Below are 15,457 nucleotides of genomic sequence, written 5' to 3' on the forward strand. Positions count from 1 at the left end.
ATGCACGCCCTTTTCATTGCCGCTGTGGAGTCCGCATGGCCACCCTTTCGCCCACGCTCGAACTGGCTTGCGCGCTGATCGAACGCCCCTCCGTGACACCTCGCGACGAGGGCTGCCAGGACCTGATGATGAAGCGCCTGGCAGCCTGCGGCTTCCAGGTCGAGCCGATGGACATCGAGGACGTGCAGAATTTCTGGGCGCTGCGCGGCGACGAGGGTCCGGTGCTGTGCTTCGCCGGGCATACCGACGTGGTGCCTACCGGGCCGGAGTCGGCCTGGGCCGTGCCACCGTTCGCCGCCCGCGTCGACGACCAGGGCATGCTGCTCGGCCGCGGCGCCGCCGACATGAAGGGCAGCCTTGCAGCCATGGTGGTGGCAGTCGAGCGCTTCGTCGCCGAACACCCGGACCATCGCGGCCAGATCGCCTTCCTCATCACCAGCGACGAGGAAGGCCCCGCGCAGTATGGCACCAAGGCGGTGGTCGAGCGGCTACGCGAGCGCGGCCAGCGGCTGGACTGGTGCATCGTCGGCGAGCCCTCGAGCACTGCGCAGCTGGGCGACGTGGTCAAGAACGGCCGGCGCGGCTCGCTGGGCGGCACCCTGACGGTCATCGGCCAGCAGGGCCACGTCGCCTACCCGCACCTGGCGAGAAACCCCATCCACCTCGCCGCCCCGGCGCTGGCCGCCCTCGCTGCCGAACACTGGGACGACGGCAACGCCTTCTTCCCGCCGACCAGCTTCCAGATCTCCAACCTCAATGCGGGCACCGGCGCCACCAACGTCATCCCGGGCGCGCTGGAAGCGCAGTTCAACTTTCGTTTTTCCACCGAGTCGACGGTCGAGCAGCTGCAGCAGCGTACCGCCGCGATCCTCGACCGCTTCGACTTCGACTACCGGATCGACTGGGCGCTGTCAGGCCTGCCATTCCTCACCGAGCCCGGCGAACTGCTCGATGCCATCGCCAGAAGCATCGAGGCGGTCACCGGCCACGGCACCACGCCCTCGACCAGCGGCGGCACCTCAGACGGCCGCTTCATCGCCACCCTCGGCACCCAGGTGGTGGAGCTCGGGCCGGTCAACGCCACCATCCACCAGGTGGACGAACGTGTGTTGGCCAGTGACCTCGACCTGCTGACCGAGGTCTACTACCAGACCCTGGTGCGCCTGCTCGCATGCTGATCTGTCCGCTCTGCCGAGCCCCGCTGCACGATCACGATCAGGGCGTCGCCTGCTCCGCCGGGCACCGCTTCGATCGCGCCCGCCAGGGCTATCTCAACCTGCTGCCGGTGCAGCACAAGAAGAGCCGAGACCCGGGCGACAACCAGGCGATGGTCGAGGCCCGGCGGCGCTTTCTCGATGCCGGCCACTATGCGCCGATTCGCGAACGGCTTGCGGCCCTGGCGGTCGACCGGGCGCCCACCCGCTGGCTCGACATCGGTTGCGGCGAAGGCTATTACAGCGCGCGCCTGGCCGAGGCGCTGCCGGCGGCCGAGGGCTACGCCCTGGATATCTCGCGCGAAGCGGTCAAGCGTGCCTGCCGCCGGGCCCCGAGCCTGACCTGGCTGGTCGCAAGCATGGCCCGGGTGCCACTGGCCGACAGCGCGCTGGAACTGGCCACCAGCGTGTTCAGCCCGCTCGACTGGGCCGAGACGCAGCGACTGCTGCAACCCGGTGGCGCGCTGCTGATCGTCGGCCCCGCGCGCGACCACCTGCTGCAACTGCGTCAGCGCCTGTATGCCGAGGTGCGCGAGTACGACGACGGCAAGCACCTCGCCCGCGTCCCGCCGGGCATGCACCTGGCGCACAGCGAAACGCTCGAATACCCGCTCGACCTGGACCGCCCCGAGGACCGCGCCGACCTGCTGGCGATGACGCCGCACGGCTGGCGCGCGGGCGCCGAACGCCGCCAGGCGGTGATCGAGCAGCCCCTGCAGGTCACGGTTGCGGTACGCTTCGACCTGATCGAGCGCGACATTGCCTGAAGGCACAGGAGAACGGCCAGCATGCGCCAACCGGATATCGAGATCTATGTGAAGGATGCCGACCAGCCGGCCATCGGCGCCTGGCTGGCGGAGGCCATCGGGCCCTGCTCCGAATGGCGGCGCCAGGGCCAGACGTTCAAGTGCCAGGCGGCGGGCATCCCGGTGACCTGGGTCCCCAACGCCGTGGGCAAGTGGCACAGCCTGCTGCTGGAAAGCGACCAGACGCCCTGGACGGACGACATCGCCTGCGCGCATGCCGCCCATCAGGCACTGGGCGTGGAAATTCGCTGTGCGCCGGGAAGCTGGCAGGAAGAGGAAGGCGAAGAGGATGCCGACCGCTGGATCAGCGTGAGCCAGCAGGGAGAGAAGGAAATCATCTGGCGAACCGGCTGACCGTCGCCGCCATCGTCACGCATGCGTGGATGGTCGAAACTACCGGGGGCCCTATCCCACCGGCATTAAAAAAGCCCGTCGCAGGACGGGCTTTTCCGGATCTCAGACGCCGGAGACGTCTTCGGCCTGCAGGCCTTTCTGACCCTGAATCACCGAGAACTCGACTTTCTGGCCTTCGACCAGAGAGCGGTGACCCTCGCCGCGAATGGCGCGATAGTGGACGAAGACATCAGCACCGCTGTCACGCTGAATGAACCCATAGCCCTTGGCGTCATTGAACCATTTGACGGTTCCGATCTCACGATCAGCCATTAACACTTCTCCAACTCGCTTTTTGTTAGCCCTCTGACGAGGATCGTCTCGACGGCGCAGCAAAACGTCCTTCTTCTTATATCCGGCCTCGGGCTAGCGAGGAGCGGCTATAAAAGTCGCGTTTCAGGGCGACCGCTCATCGAGTATAAAGCAGGAAAATTTAGTTTAAAGGAATTTTTTCGGTCCGCTGCGAGCCTTGCCGCACTAGGGCTGCAGGCCGTTTCAGGGCCTTGACCGGGCGGTTTCGATCGCTTCGCTAACACCCTGAAACATCTCTGGTCCGCCTGCGCCAGCCTTTTCGGTCGCAAGCCCCTCCGTCGCACGCCCATGCCCGCGTTTTGCCGCTGGCGAAGGGATGCGGCACACTAGCCGCCCCCGGGCCCTGCCTGCCGCATTACCTCTTGTCTATGACCCGCTCCCCGCTCCGACGCCTCGTGTTCGCCGCCTTGCGCCGTGTCCTGTACCTTTGGGTGCGTTCGGAAACGATCAACCAGTCGGCCTTCGCGCTCAAGCTCGATCGCAGCCAGCCGGTGCTCTACGTGCTGCAGAAACCGTCCCTGAGCGACCTGGCGGTGCTGGATACCGAATGCATGAAAGCCGGACTGCCGCGCCCGGTGCTGCCGGTCATGGTGGGTGGGCACGAGGAACCGGCCGCCTTCTTCCACCTGATGCCGGCCGCCAGCTGGCATGGCCGGCCGCTGCCGGCCAGGGCGGCGCCGACCCTGCAGCGCGTGGTGGATGCGCTCGCGCGGCAGGCCGTCGAAAATGTCCAGGTCGTGCCCGTGAGCGTGTTCTGGGGCCAGTCGCCGGACCGCGAGACGAGCCCCTGGAAGCTGCTGTTCGCCGATTCCTGGGCGGTGACCGGCCGACTGCGTCGCCTGGTCAGTATCCTCATTCTCGGGCGCAAGACCCGCCTGCAATTCTCCGCGCCGATCCAGCTCGGCGAACTGGTCGCCCTGGCCAAGGGCAAGGAACGCACACTGCGAATGGTCCACCGCATCCTCCGGGTGCACTTTCGCAACCAGAAGGCCGCAGTCATCGGCCCGGACCTGTCGCACCGGCGCAACCTGGTCAAGGGCCTGGTGCATGCGCCCCAGGTGCGCCAGGCGATCCGCGACGAAGCCGAGCGCGAGAACATCCCGCTGGAAAAGGCCGAACGCCAGGCGCTGCGCTACGGCAACGAGATCGCCTCGGACTACGCCTACACCGTGGTGCGTTTCCTCGAACTGGTGCTGTCGTGGTTCTGGAACAAGATCTACGACGGCATCCGGGTCAACAACCTGCAGCAGGTCCAGGACGCCGTGCATGGGCACGAGGTCATCTACGTGCCCTGCCACCGCAGCCACATCGACTACCTGCTGCTGTCCTACCTGCTGTTCCGCAACGGCCTGACCCCGCCGCACATCGCCGCCGGCATCAACCTCAACATGCCGGTCATCGGCAGCCTGCTGCGGCGCGGCGGAGCCTTCTTCATGCGCCGCACCTTCAAGGGCAATCCGCTGTACACCGCGGTATTCAACGAATACCTGCACACCCTGTTCAGCCGCGGCTTCCCGGTGGAGTACTTCGTGGAGGGGGGCCGCTCGCGGACCGGGCGGATGCTCCAGCCACGCACCGGCATGCTGGCGATCACCCTGCGCAGCTTCCTGCGCTCCTCGCGCCAGCCGATCCTCTTCGTGCCGGTCTACATCGGCTACGAGCGCGTGCTCGAGGGACGCACCTACCTCGGCGAACTCAGGGGCGCGGCGAAGAAGAAGGAGTCGGTGTTCGACATCTTCAAGGTGGTCGGCGCGCTCAAGCAGCGCTTCGGGCAGGTCTGGGTCAACTTCGGCGAGCCGCTGGCGCTCGACGATTTCCTCGACAGGGAGCAGCCTGGCTGGCGCCAGCAGGAGCTGGGACCGAGCTATCGACCCGAGTGGCTGACCGATACCACCAACCACCTGGCCCGGCGGATCGCCGAACGGCTGAACGAGGCGACCGCGGTCAACCCGGTCAACCTGGTGGCCCTGGCGCTGCTTTCCACCAGCCGGCTGGCGCTCGACGACCGCGCCCTCGCCCGCGTGCTGGACCTCTACCTGGCCCTGTTGCGCGCGGTTCCCTACTCGCCGCACATGACCCTGCCGGAAGGCGACGGCGCCTCGCTGATCGCCTACGTCAAGGAACTCGAGCTGCTCGCCGAGCAGAAGGATGCGCTCGGCAACATCTGCTACCTCGACGAGCAGAACGCCGTGCTCATGACCTACTACCGCAACAACGTGCTGCACATCTTCGCCCTGCCGGGGCTGCTGGCGAGCTTCTTCCAGAGCAGCTCGCGGATGAGTCGCGAGCAGATCATGCGCTACACCCGCGCGCTCTATCCGTACCTGCAGGCCGAGCTGTTCATCCGCTGGGAACTCGACGAGCTGGACGAGGTGGTCGACCGCTGGCTGGCGGTGCTCGTCGAGCAGGAGCTGCTCAGGCAGGACGGCGACGTCTTCGTCCGCCCCGCCCCGAGCTCGCGCCAGTTCGTGCTGCTGACCCTGCTGTCGCGCGCCATCGTGCAGACCCTGCAGCGCTTCTACATGGCGATCGCGCTGCTGCTCAACGGCGGCCAGCTCGCGCTCACCGCCGAGGAACTGGAAAATCTCTGCACCGTGATGGCCCAGCGCCTGTCGATCCTGCATGGCCTCAACGCGCCGGAGTTCTTCGACAAGAGCCTGTTTCGGCACTTCATCACTACCCTGCTGGAACAGGGTGTGCTGCGTCGCAACGAGGCGGGCCGGCTGAGCTATCACCCGCTGCTGGGCGAACTGGCCGAAGGCGCGGCCAAACGCGTGCTGCCCGCGGAGATCCGCCTGTCCATCCGGCAGGTCGCGATGGACCGGCACCTGGATGCCGAGCCGAGCCCGACGTCGACATAGATCATTGGCTCGCCGTGTTGGGCTTCGTCGCCTCGCGCCTCAACCCAGCCATTTCTGCCATCGGAGCGATGCCTTTTCCGGCGCAAATCGGGAGGAAACAAAAAGGCGCAACCGCCACTCTTCGAGCAATAAGTTTTTCCCGTAGAGACATTAACGCTGATTTCTACCAATTTTTAGACAATGCTTGCCATACCTCGCCGACCAGCATAGCGTCTGCACCACAGAACCATTCGCCCCCGTGGTTCCGCCGTTTTCAAGGACTTCGCCATGAGCATGCTCAAAGACCCTTCGCAAAAATACCGCGCCTTCCCTGCCATCGATCTGCCGGATCGCACCTGGCCGTCGAAGAGCATCACCGAAGTACCGATCTGGTGCAGCTCGGACCTGCGCGACGGCAACCAGTCGCTGATCGAGCCGATGGATGCCGCGAAGAAGCTGCGTTTCTGGCAGACCCTGGTGAAGGTTGGCGTCAAGCAGATCGAGGCGGCCTTCCCGTCCGCATCGCAGACCGATTTCGATTTCGTCCGCACCCTCATCGAGGACGGCCACATTCCCGACGACACCACCATCCAGGTGCTGACCCAGGCCCGCGAGGACCTGATCCGCCGTACCTTCGAGTCGCTGCGTGGTGCGAAAAAGGCCATCGTCCACGTCTACAACGCCACCGCGCCGGCGTTCCGCCGCATCGTCTTCAACCAGGACAAGCAGGGCGTCATCGACATCGCGGTGAACGCCGCCAGGCTGATCAAGCAACTGGCCGCCGAGCAGCCGGAAACCCAGTGGACGTTCCAGTACTCGCCGGAGATCTTCACCTCCACCGAACTGGAGTTCGCCGTCCAGGTGTGCGATGCGGTGCTCGACGTCTGGCAGCCGACGCCGGACAACAAGGTCATCCTCAACCTGCCGGCCACCGTCGAAGTCGCCACGCCGAACGTCTACGCCGACCAGATCGAATGGTTCGGCCGCCACATCAGCCGCCGCGACAGCGTGATCATCAGCCTGCACACCCACAACGACCGCGGCACCGGCGTGGCCGCCACCGAGCTGGGCCTGATGGCCGGCGCCGACCGGGTCGAGGGCTGCCTGTTCGGCAACGGCGAGCGTACCGGCAACGTCGACCTGGTCACCCTGGCGCTGAACCTCTACACCCAGGGCATCCACCCGGGGCTCGATTTCTCCGACATCGACGCGGTGCGCAAAGTGGTCGAGGAATGCAACCAACTGCCGGTGCATCCGCGCCATCCCTACGTCGGCGACCTGGTGCATACCGCGTTCTCCGGCTCGCACCAGGACGCGATCCGCAAGGGCTTCGCCCAGCAGAAGCCGGACGCCCTCTGGGAAGTGCCCTACCTGCCGATCGACCCGGCCGACATCGGCCGCAGCTACGAGGCGGTGATCCGGGTGAACAGCCAGTCCGGCAAGGGCGGCATCACCTACCTGCTGGAGCAGGAATACGGCATCAGCCTGCCGCGTCGCATGCAGATCGAGTTCAGCCAGGTGGTGCAGAAGGAAACCGACCGCCTGGGGCTGGAGATGACCGCCGCGCAGATCTACGGCCTGCTCGACAGCGAGTATCTGCAGGCCGCGGCGCCCTACGCGCTCAAGGGGCACCGCCTGCAGGAAGAGAACGGCACCAGCGCCGTGGACGTCGAGGTGGTGGTCGACGGCGAGACGCAGCACTGGCGCGGGGTCGGCAAGGGCCCGCTGGAAGCGCTGGTCGCCTGCCTGCCGGTGAAGGTGGAGATCATGGACTACCACGAGCACGCGATCGGCGCCGGCACCCAGGCCAGGGCCGCGGCCTACATCGAGGTGCGGCTCGACGGCCAGCGCCCGCTGCACGGCATCGGCGTCGACGAGAACCTCACCACGGCCAGCTTCCGGGCGCTGTTCAGCGCTCTGAACCGAGCGCTGCGCGAAGGCCAGACGCAAGCTGCCTGACTCGGGGCCACAAGAAGGCAGGAAGAATAAGGGCGCCACTGGCGCCCTTATTCATTCCGGTCGATGCTCAGCCGAAGGTGAACGGATCGGCATCCTGGTAGGCCGGGAAGCGCTCGCGGTAGGCGGCGAGGCCCTCGGCCGACAGGCGGGTGCGGAACACGCCGTCGCCGGCCTCGGCCGCCAGCAGGGCGTCGCCCTGGAAATCCAGCACCTGGCTGTCGCCGCTGTAGGGATGCCCCTTGCCGTCGGTACCGACGCGATTGACCGCCGCCACGTAGCACAGATTCTCGATCGCCCGCGCCGGCAGCAGCCGGTTCCAGTGCTGTCGGCGCGCGGCCGGCCAGTTGGCGGTGTAGACCAGCAGGTCGGTGTCATAGGGATCGCGGCTCCACACCGGGAAGCGCAGGTCATAGCAGATCAGCGGGCGCACCCGCCAGCCGTTGACCTCGAACAGCGCCTGGCGATCGCCCGCGGTGTAGTGCTTGTGCTCCCCCGCCATGCGGAACAGATGGCGCTTGTCGTAGTGCGCCAGGCTGCCATCCGGACGCGCCCACAGCAGCCGGTTGTAATGGCGGCCGTCGCCGGCCCGGATGATCAGGCTGCCGGTGACCACCGCATCCAGCGCCTGGGCCTGCCGGAGCATCCAGGCGGTGCTGGTCCCGCCCACGTCCTCGGCCAGTTCCGCCGACTCCATCGAGAAGCCGGTGGTGAACATCTCGGGCAGGACGATCAGATCGGCACCGCGCGCCCGGGTCAGCAGATCGGCGAAATGCGCCCGGTTGCGTTCCGGGTCCTGCCAGGCCAGGTCGGTCTGGACCAGTGCGATTTCCAGGTCGGCTTTGCTCATGTCTCCCCCTAGCCTTAGATGGCGCCGAGCCGCTCGGCCGCCTGGCGCAACGTGTCCTCGCGCTTGGCGAAGCAGAACCGCACCAGCCGCGCCTCGCGCGGCGGCTCCTGGTAGAACACCGAAATCGGAATCGCCGCGACCCCATGCTCCTGCGTCAGCCAGCGCGCCATGGCCACGTCGTCGAGGTCGGGCCGGATCGCGGAGTAGTCCGCCAGCTGGAAATAGGTGCCGGCGGCACGCTGGAAGCCGAAGCGCGAGCCGGCCAGCAGGTCGCAGAACAGGTCGCGCTTGGCCTGGTAGAAGGCCGGCAGCTCCAGCACATGGTTCGGCTGCTGGGCCATGAAGTCGGCCAGCGCCCACTGCAGCGGCGTGACGCCGGTGAAGCTGACGTACTGGTGGATCTTGCGCAGTTCGGCGGTCAGCGCCGGCGGGGCGATGACGTAGCCGGTCTTCCAGCCGGTGACGTGGTAGGTCTTGCCGAAGGAGCTGACGACGAACGCACGCCGGTACAGCTCCTCGTGGCGCAATACGCTGGCATGCTCGGCGCCGTCGTAGACCAGGTGTTCGTAGACCTCGTCGCTGAGCACGTAGATGTCGCGGTCGCGGATCAGCGCGGCCAGGCGGTCGAGGTCCCCGCGCCGGAGCAGGGCCCCGCTGGGGTTGTGCGGCGTGTTGAGGACGATCAGCCGGGTGCGCGGCCCGATGGCATCGGCCAGTCGCTGCCAGTCGATGGCGAAATCCGGGAGCGTCAGCGGCAGGTGGATGCAGGTGCCGCCGGCCAGCTGCACCGAGGGTTCGTAGCTGTCGTAGCAGGGATCGAAGACGATGGCCTCGTCGCCCTGGCCGACCAGCGCCTGGATGGCGCAGAAGATCGCCTGGGTGGCGCCCGGGGTGATGGTCACCTCGGCCTCGGGGTCCACCGCGCGCCCGTAGAGCGAAGCCACTTTGGCGGCGACCTGCTCGCGCAGGGCCGGCAAGCCGGTCATGGGGGCGTACTGGTTGTGCCCGGCCATCACGTGGCGGGTCACGGCTTCGCGCAGGGCGTCCGGACCGTCGAAGTCCGGAAACCCCTGGGACAGGTTGATCGCCCCCGTCTGCGCCGCCAACTGCGACATGGTGGTGAAGATGGTGGTTCCGACGTTCGGCAGCTTGCTGGTAATCATCGACAGTCTCGCTGGAAGCTGTGGGCGGAAGGGCTGGACCAAGGAGCGGATGCGCCCGCCTGGACCAGCCTCCAGCCTACAGCGCGGTTCATCGTCTTTAACGCTTGTCCTTGCGCTTCTTCTCCGCCTTCTTGTGGTGGCTCATCAACCGCCGCTTCTTGTTCACCTGGCGATCCGTGAGCTTGTTCTTCTTGCCCTCGTAGGGGTTCTCGCCGCCCTTGTATTCGATGCGGATCGGCGTGCCGACAAGCTTCAGCACGCGCCTGAAGGTGTTCTCCAGGTAGCGCGTGTAGGACTTGGGCACCGACTCCACCTGGTTGCCGTGGATCACGATCAGCGGCGGGTTGGCGCCGCCCAGGTGAGCGTAACGCAGCTTGATGCGCCGGCCGTTGACCATCGGCGGCTGGTGCTCCTGCACCGCGTCCTCGAGGATCTGCGTCAGGCGGCTGGTCGGCCAGCGGGTCACCGCCGAGCTGAAGGCGTTCTGCACCGAGCGGTAAAGGTGGCCGACGCCGGTGCCATGCAACGCCGAGATGAAGTGGATGTCGGCGAAATCGACGAAAAACAGCCGGCGCTCCAGTTCGGTCTTGACGTAGTCACGCTCGCCCGGCTGCATGCCGTCCCACTTGTTCAGCGCGATGACCAGCGCGCGGCCGGTTTCAAGCACGAAGCCGAGCAGGTTCAGATCATGCTCGACCACGCCTTCGCGGGCGTCCATCACGAAGATGACCACGTTGGCGTCCTGGATCGCCTGCAGCGTCTTGACCACCGAGAATTTCTCGACCGCCTCGAATATCTTGCCGCGCCGGCGCACGCCGGCGGTGTCGATCAGGGTGAACTTCTCGTCGTCCCGCTCGAAGGGAATGTAGATGCTGTCGCGGGTGGTGCCAGCCTGGTCGTAGACGATCACCCGCTCCTCGCCGAGCATGCGGTTGACCAGGGTCGACTTGCCCACGTTGGGCCGGCCGATGATGGCGATCTTGATGCCGTCCTTCTCGCTCGGCCCCGGCACGCGGGTCTGCACCGGCTCGCCTTCGGCGTTCAGCGCCTCGACGGTTTCGCCCTCCGCAGCCTCGGCTTCGGCATCCTTGGGAAAGATGCCCAGCGCCTCCTGCAGCATGTGGCTGATCCCGCGCCCGTGGGCCGCGGCGATCGGCAGGGCGTCGCCCAGGCCCAGGGGGCTGAACTCCGCGCGGGCGATGTCGGGATCGACCGTGTCGACCTTGTTGGCGACCAGGAAACTGCGCTTGTTCCGCTTGCGCAGGTGCTCGGCGATCATCTGGTCGGCGGCGGTCATGCCGGCGCGGGCATCGACCATGAACAGGACGGCGTCGGCCTCCTCGATGGCCTGCAGCGACTGCTCGGCCATCTTGGCGTCGATACCCTCCTCATCGCCCGAGATTCCGCCGGTATCCACTACGATGTAGGTGCGGCCCTGCCACTTGGCTTCGCCGTACTGGCGGTCGCGGGTCAGCCCGGCGTACTCGGCCACGATCGCGTCCCGGCTCTTGGTCAGGCGGTTGAACAGGGTCGATTTACCAACGTTGGGGCGGCCCACCAGGGCGATTACGGGAACCATGCGGCTCTCCACTTGAATTCGATCGGAAAACACGACGGCCGCTGCCAGGGCAGCGGCCGAGGATCCAGCGCCCCCGCAACCGGGGGCATGCTGTCGGGGCGCCCGGTCAGCGGATGGTCATGGCGACCAGGCTGCCGTCGTTGGCGTAGACGTAGAGCCAGTCGCCTTCCACCACCGGCCGTGCGCGGATGCCGGAACTGTCAATCCGGGTCCGCCCCACGAAACGGCCGTCCACCTGGCTCAGCAGGTGGAGATAGCCCTGGCGGTCGCCCACCACGACATAGCTGGAGAACACTTCCGGCGCCGACAGTTCGCGGCGGGCCAGCTGGTCGTTGCTCCACAGCACGGTGTTGGAACGCTCGTCGATGCCCTGCACGGTACCGTTGGCCAGGCTCAGGTAGACGCTGCCATAGCCCAGCGCCACGCCCGAGGCGCTGGATGCGTCGCGCTGCCAGAGCACGCGGCCGCTTTCCAGGTCGAGCACCGCGGCACGCCCCTGGTAAGTCACCACGTAGAGCTTGCCGCCGGACATCAGCAGGCCGCCGTCGATGTCCACGACCCGCTCGAGTTCCGAACGCCCCTGCGGAATGGCCACCCGCTGATCCCAGATCGGCAGGCCGCGACGGGTGTCCACCGCGATCACGCGGCCGGTCGACAGCCCGGCGATAGCCAGCTGGTTGGTCAGCAACGGGGCACCGGTACCACGCAGGGTCAGCACCGCCGGCGAGTTCTCGTAGCGCCAGCGCTGCGCGCCGGTGTCGGCTTCGAGCGCCACCAGGTTGTCGTCCTGCGTCTGCACCAGCACGATGTCGCCGTTGATCGCCGGCGCCGACAGCACTTCGCTGCGGACGTTGGCTCGCCAGCGCTCCTCGCCGCTTTCGACGTCGAGGGCAATCACCGCCCCGTTGAGCGTGCCGACCAGCACCAGGCCGTAGCCGGCCCCGACGCCGCCGGACACTCGCACGTCCAGTTCGGTCTTCCAGTTGACCTTGCCGGTCTCGCGGTCCATCGAGAGCACCAGGCCCTCGACGTCGGCGGCATAGATCTGGCCGCCGTATACCACCGGTGTCAGCAGGTTGTAGGTCTCTCCCTGCCCTTCGCCGATCGAGCGGCTCCACTGCTTGTCCAGCACCACCTCGGGCTTGAAGTCCACCAGCTCGGCAGGCTCCGGCTCCTTCGAAGAATTGCTGCTACAGCCGACCACCAACAGCGCCAGCGCCAGCAGCGCCGCATTCTTCCACTGCATCACGTTCATGCGTCTCCCCGCGCCAGATCGTCGAGCTTGAGCTGCAGACCGCCGACGGCGGCGTCTGGCGAAAGCCGTTCCTTCGCCCGGGTGTAGGCGGCATGGGCTTCGTCCAGGCGCCCGAGCTGGACCAGCAGGTCGCCCTTGAGCTCCTCCCGGCCGGCGGCAAAGGAGGCCGGCGCCTCGCCATCGAGCAGCGCCAAGCCTTCGTCGGCCTTGTCCTGCGCCGCGAGCACCCGCGCCAGGCGCTGGCGAGCCAGCTCGCCCAGCGTCTCGCTGGCCGGATCGTCCAGCACTGCGCGCAGCTCGGTCACGGCGTCCGCGGGCTCGCCCGCCTCCACCGCTACCTTCGCCAGGAACAGGCGCGCGTACTGCGCATAGTCGCTGCCGCCATAGCTCTTCGTCAGCTCGCCGCCGAGCCGGGCGATCTCCGCACGGTCGGGCTCGGCGGTGCTGAGCACCTGGGTCAGCAGCTGCTGATAGAGCGCCGAGGCGTTCTGCGCCTGATTCGTTTCATGGCTCTTCCAGGCCTGCCAGCCGACCACCGCGGCGAGCGCGAGCACCGCACCGGCCACCAGCGGCTTGCCACTGCGCTGCCAGAACTCCCTGAGTTGCGCCAGTTGTTCGTCTTCGGTCGCCGAGGTCACCTCGTCACTCCTTTCCCATGCATGCGTTGTGTTGTGCCTGCTCCACGCAGGCGGACAGACGCTCGGCAAGAGCGTCCCAGGCGATGCTCTGCTGCTCGCCGTCCTCGCGAAGCGGCTTGCAACCTACCACGCGTGCCGCCAGTTCGTCCTCTCCGAGAATGAGCGCGAAGCGCGCCCCGCTCTTGTCGGCCTTCTTGAACTGGCTCTTGAAACTGCCGCCCCCGGCGTTGACCAGCAGGCGCAGCCCCGGCAGCGCGTCGCGCAAGCGCTCGGCCAGGGTCACGGCCGCGAGCTCGGCGGCTTCGCCGAAGGCACAGATGTAGGCATGTGCCGGCTGCTCGAGGGTCTCGGGCACCACCGCCAGGGTTTCCAGCAGCAGCACCAGCCGCTCGATGCCCATGGCGAAGCCCACGCTCGGCGTCGGCTTGCCGCCGAACTGGCCGACCAGGCCGTCGTAGCGGCCGCCGCCACACACGGTGCCCTGGGCGCCCAGGCGGTCGGTGACCCACTCGAACACCGTGCGTCCGTAGTAGTCGAGCCCGCGCACCAGCCCCGTGTTGATCTGGTAGGCGATGCCCATGGCGTCGAGGCGGTTCCTGAGCCCCTCGAAGTGCAGCCGCGACTCCTCGTCGAGGAAATCCGAGAGCACCGGTGCGCCCGCCAGCAGCGCCTGGGTTTGCGCATTCTTGCTGTCGAGGATGCGCAGCGGATTGGTGGTCAGGCGGCGCTGGCTGTCCTCATCGAGTTGCTCGAAACGCTGCTGCAGGTAGTCGACCAGGGCGTCGCGGTAGCGCGCCCGCGCCTCGCTGGAACCGAGGCTGTTCAATTGCAGCGACACCGCATCGGCCACGCCGAGCCGGCGCCACAGGCGCGCGGTCAGTGCGATGAGCTCGGCGTCGACATCCGGTCCCGGCAGGTTGAACACCTCGACGCCGATCTGGTGGAACTGCCGGTAGCGTCCCTTCTGCGGCTTCTCGTAGCGGAACATCGGGCCGGCGTACCACAGCTTCTGCACCTGGCCGCCGCCAGTCAGGCCGTGTTCCAGCACCGCGCGCACGCAGCCGGCCGTGCCTTCCGGACGCAGGGTCAGCGATTCCTCGTTGCGGTCGCGGAAGGTGTACATCTCCTTGTCGACCACGTCGGTGCCTTCTCCGATGCCGCGCGCGAACAGTTCGGTGAACTCGAGGATCGGCAGGCGGATCTCCTGATAACCATAACCCTCGAGCAGTTCGGCGAAGGTGTTTTCCAGGTAGCGCCACACCGGGGTCTGCCCGGGCAGGATGTCGTTCATCCCGCGGATGGCTTGCAACGTCTTGCTCAAGTGAATTCCTTATTGGGTCAGCTGCGGGCGATGAGCGCCGCGTCGGCTTCGGCCTTTTCCGCGGCTTTGCGGCGAATCAGCGATTCGAGCTGGTCGACCAGGTTCTCGTTGGTCAGCTTCTGCGCCGGCTTGCCGTCGATGTACACCAGGTTGTTCGGCGTGCCGCCGGTCAGGCCGATATGCGCTTCCTTGGCTTCGCCGGGCCCGTTGACCACGCAGCCGATCACCGCCACGTCGAGCGGCACAAGCAGGTCGTCCAGGCGCCCCTCGAGCTCGTTCATGGTCTTGACCACGTCGAAGTTCTGCCGCGAGCAGCTGGGGCAGGCGATGAAGTTGATCCCGCGCGAACGCAGGTGCAGCGACTTGAGGATGTCGAAACCGACCTTGATTTCCTCCACCGGATCGGCGGCGAGGGAAATCCGGATGGTGTCGCCGATGCCCTCGGCGAGCAGCATGCCGAGGCCGACCGCCGACTTCACGGTGCCGGAACGCAGCCCGCCGGCTTCGGTAATGCCCAGGTGCAGGGGCTGCTCGATCTGCCTGGCCAGCAACCGGTAGGCCTCGACCGCCATGAACACGTCCGAGGCCTTCACGCTGACCTTGAAGTCCGGGAAATTCAGCCGGTCGAGGTGCTCGACATGGCGCAGCGCGGATTCCACCAGCGCCTCGGGGGTCGGCTCGCCGTACTTCTTCTGCAGGTCCTTCTCCAGCGACCCGGCATTGACCCCGATGCGGATCGGAATGCCCTTGTCGCGAGCCGCCTCGACCACCGCCCGTACGCGATCCTCGCGGCCGATGTTGCCGGGATTGATGCGCAGGCAGTCGACGCCGAGTTCGGCCACGCGCAGGGCGATCTGGTAATCGAAATGGATGTCGGCGACCAGCGGCAGCTGCACCTGCCGCTTGATCTCGCCGAAGGCTTCGGCCGCCTCCAGGGAAGGGACCGAGACGCGCACGATGTCGGCGCCGGCGTCCTGCAGTCTGCGGATCTGCGCGACGGTGGCGGCCACGTCGCAGGTCTCGGTATTGGTCATGCTCTGCACGGCGATGGGCGCATCCCCGCCGACCGGCACGCTGCCTACCCAGATCTTGCGCGAAACGCGCCGCTTGATGGGGGATTCGGAATGCAT

The 15,457-nt window shown here is 67.0% G+C and carries 13 protein-coding genes; 5 read left to right on the top strand and 8 right to left on the bottom strand.

Features of this window, described 5'->3' with window-relative positions:
- The first annotated feature begins 35 nt into the window (after positions 1-35).
- Genes dapE through H610_RS0112640 form a run of 3 tightly spaced genes read left to right on the top strand, consistent with a single transcriptional unit; the run spans position 36 to position 2,374 of the window.
- Positions 36-1,178 carry a succinyl-diaminopimelate desuccinylase gene (gene dapE, locus H610_RS0112630; protein WP_028240009.1) on the top strand — a complete coding sequence of 381 codons (1,143 nt, stop codon included), beginning with the start codon at positions 36-38 and terminating at the stop codon, positions 1,176-1,178.
- Entirely contained in the window at positions 1,172-1,981 is an 810-nt protein-coding gene (locus tag H610_RS0112635; protein ID WP_028240010.1) for a putative RNA methyltransferase, read from the top strand. The genes dapE and H610_RS0112635 overlap by 7 nt, the downstream gene beginning before the upstream one ends.
- A 21-nt stretch (positions 1,982-2,002) precedes the next feature.
- Positions 2,003-2,374, top strand: a complete 372-nt coding sequence (locus tag H610_RS0112640) for a hypothetical protein (RefSeq protein WP_028240011.1) — start codon at positions 2,003-2,005, stop codon at positions 2,372-2,374.
- Positions 2,375-2,476: 102 nt separating this feature from the next.
- Here the strand turns inward: H610_RS0112640 and H610_RS0112645 are convergent, their stop codons facing one another.
- A complete protein-coding gene (locus tag H610_RS0112645) occupies positions 2,477-2,686 on the bottom strand; it encodes a cold-shock protein (RefSeq protein WP_028240012.1) in 210 nt (69 codons plus the stop codon).
- 407 nt (positions 2,687-3,093) lie between these two features.
- Here H610_RS0112645 and plsB point away from each other — a divergent pair, with 407 nt between their 5' ends.
- Together plsB and leuA are read left to right on the top strand one after the other, a co-directional pair.
- Positions 3,094-5,586: a glycerol-3-phosphate 1-O-acyltransferase PlsB gene (plsB, locus tag H610_RS0112650; RefSeq protein ID WP_028240013.1), complete on the top strand. Its 2,493-nt coding sequence runs from the start codon at positions 3,094-3,096 to the stop codon at positions 5,584-5,586.
- 267 nt (positions 5,587-5,853) lie between these two features.
- Positions 5,854-7,524 (top strand): 2-isopropylmalate synthase, encoded by a 1,671-nt coding sequence (gene leuA, locus H610_RS0112655; protein WP_028240014.1) that lies wholly within the window; start codon positions 5,854-5,856, stop codon positions 7,522-7,524.
- 67 nt (positions 7,525-7,591) lie between these two features.
- Here the strand turns inward: leuA and H610_RS0112660 are convergent, their stop codons facing one another.
- The 7 genes from H610_RS0112660 to ispG all read right to left on the bottom strand — a co-directional run bounded on the left by H610_RS0112660 (position 7,592) and on the right by ispG (position 15,457).
- Positions 7,592-8,371: an amidohydrolase gene (locus H610_RS0112660; protein WP_028240015.1), complete on the bottom strand. Its 780-nt coding sequence runs from the start codon at positions 8,369-8,371 to the stop codon at positions 7,592-7,594.
- A gap of 14 nt (positions 8,372-8,385) precedes the next feature.
- Positions 8,386-9,534 (bottom strand): pyridoxal phosphate-dependent aminotransferase, encoded by a 1,149-nt coding sequence (locus H610_RS0112665; RefSeq protein WP_028240016.1) that lies wholly within the window; start codon positions 9,532-9,534, stop codon positions 8,386-8,388.
- Between the two features lie 97 nt (positions 9,535-9,631).
- Complete coding sequence (der, locus tag H610_RS0112670) at positions 9,632-11,113, bottom strand: ribosome biogenesis GTPase Der (protein ID WP_028240017.1); 1,482 nt, start codon at positions 11,111-11,113, stop codon at positions 9,632-9,634.
- A gap of 106 nt (positions 11,114-11,219) precedes the next feature.
- The gene (gene bamB / locus H610_RS0112675; protein WP_028240018.1) at positions 11,220-12,359 is read right to left on the bottom strand and encodes an outer membrane protein assembly factor BamB; all 1,140 of its coding nucleotides are present in this window, start codon (positions 12,357-12,359) and stop codon (positions 11,220-11,222) included.
- A 5-nt stretch (positions 12,360-12,364) separates the two neighbouring features.
- Complete coding sequence (locus H610_RS0112680; RefSeq protein WP_028240019.1) at positions 12,365-13,006, bottom strand: tetratricopeptide repeat protein; 642 nt, start codon at positions 13,004-13,006, stop codon at positions 12,365-12,367.
- Between the two features lie 4 nt (positions 13,007-13,010).
- A complete protein-coding gene (gene hisS / locus H610_RS0112685) occupies positions 13,011-14,327 on the bottom strand; it encodes a histidine--tRNA ligase (protein WP_028240020.1) in 1,317 nt (438 codons plus the stop codon).
- 17 nt (positions 14,328-14,344) lie between these two features.
- Positions 14,345-15,457: a flavodoxin-dependent (E)-4-hydroxy-3-methylbut-2-enyl-diphosphate synthase gene (ispG, locus tag H610_RS0112690; RefSeq protein WP_028240021.1), complete on the bottom strand. Its 1,113-nt coding sequence runs from the start codon at positions 15,455-15,457 to the stop codon at positions 14,345-14,347.

The sequence above is a fragment of the Stutzerimonas azotifigens DSM 17556 genome (genome assembly GCF_000425625.1).
GTDB classification, from domain to species: domain Bacteria; phylum Pseudomonadota; class Gammaproteobacteria; order Pseudomonadales; family Pseudomonadaceae; genus Stutzerimonas; species Stutzerimonas azotifigens.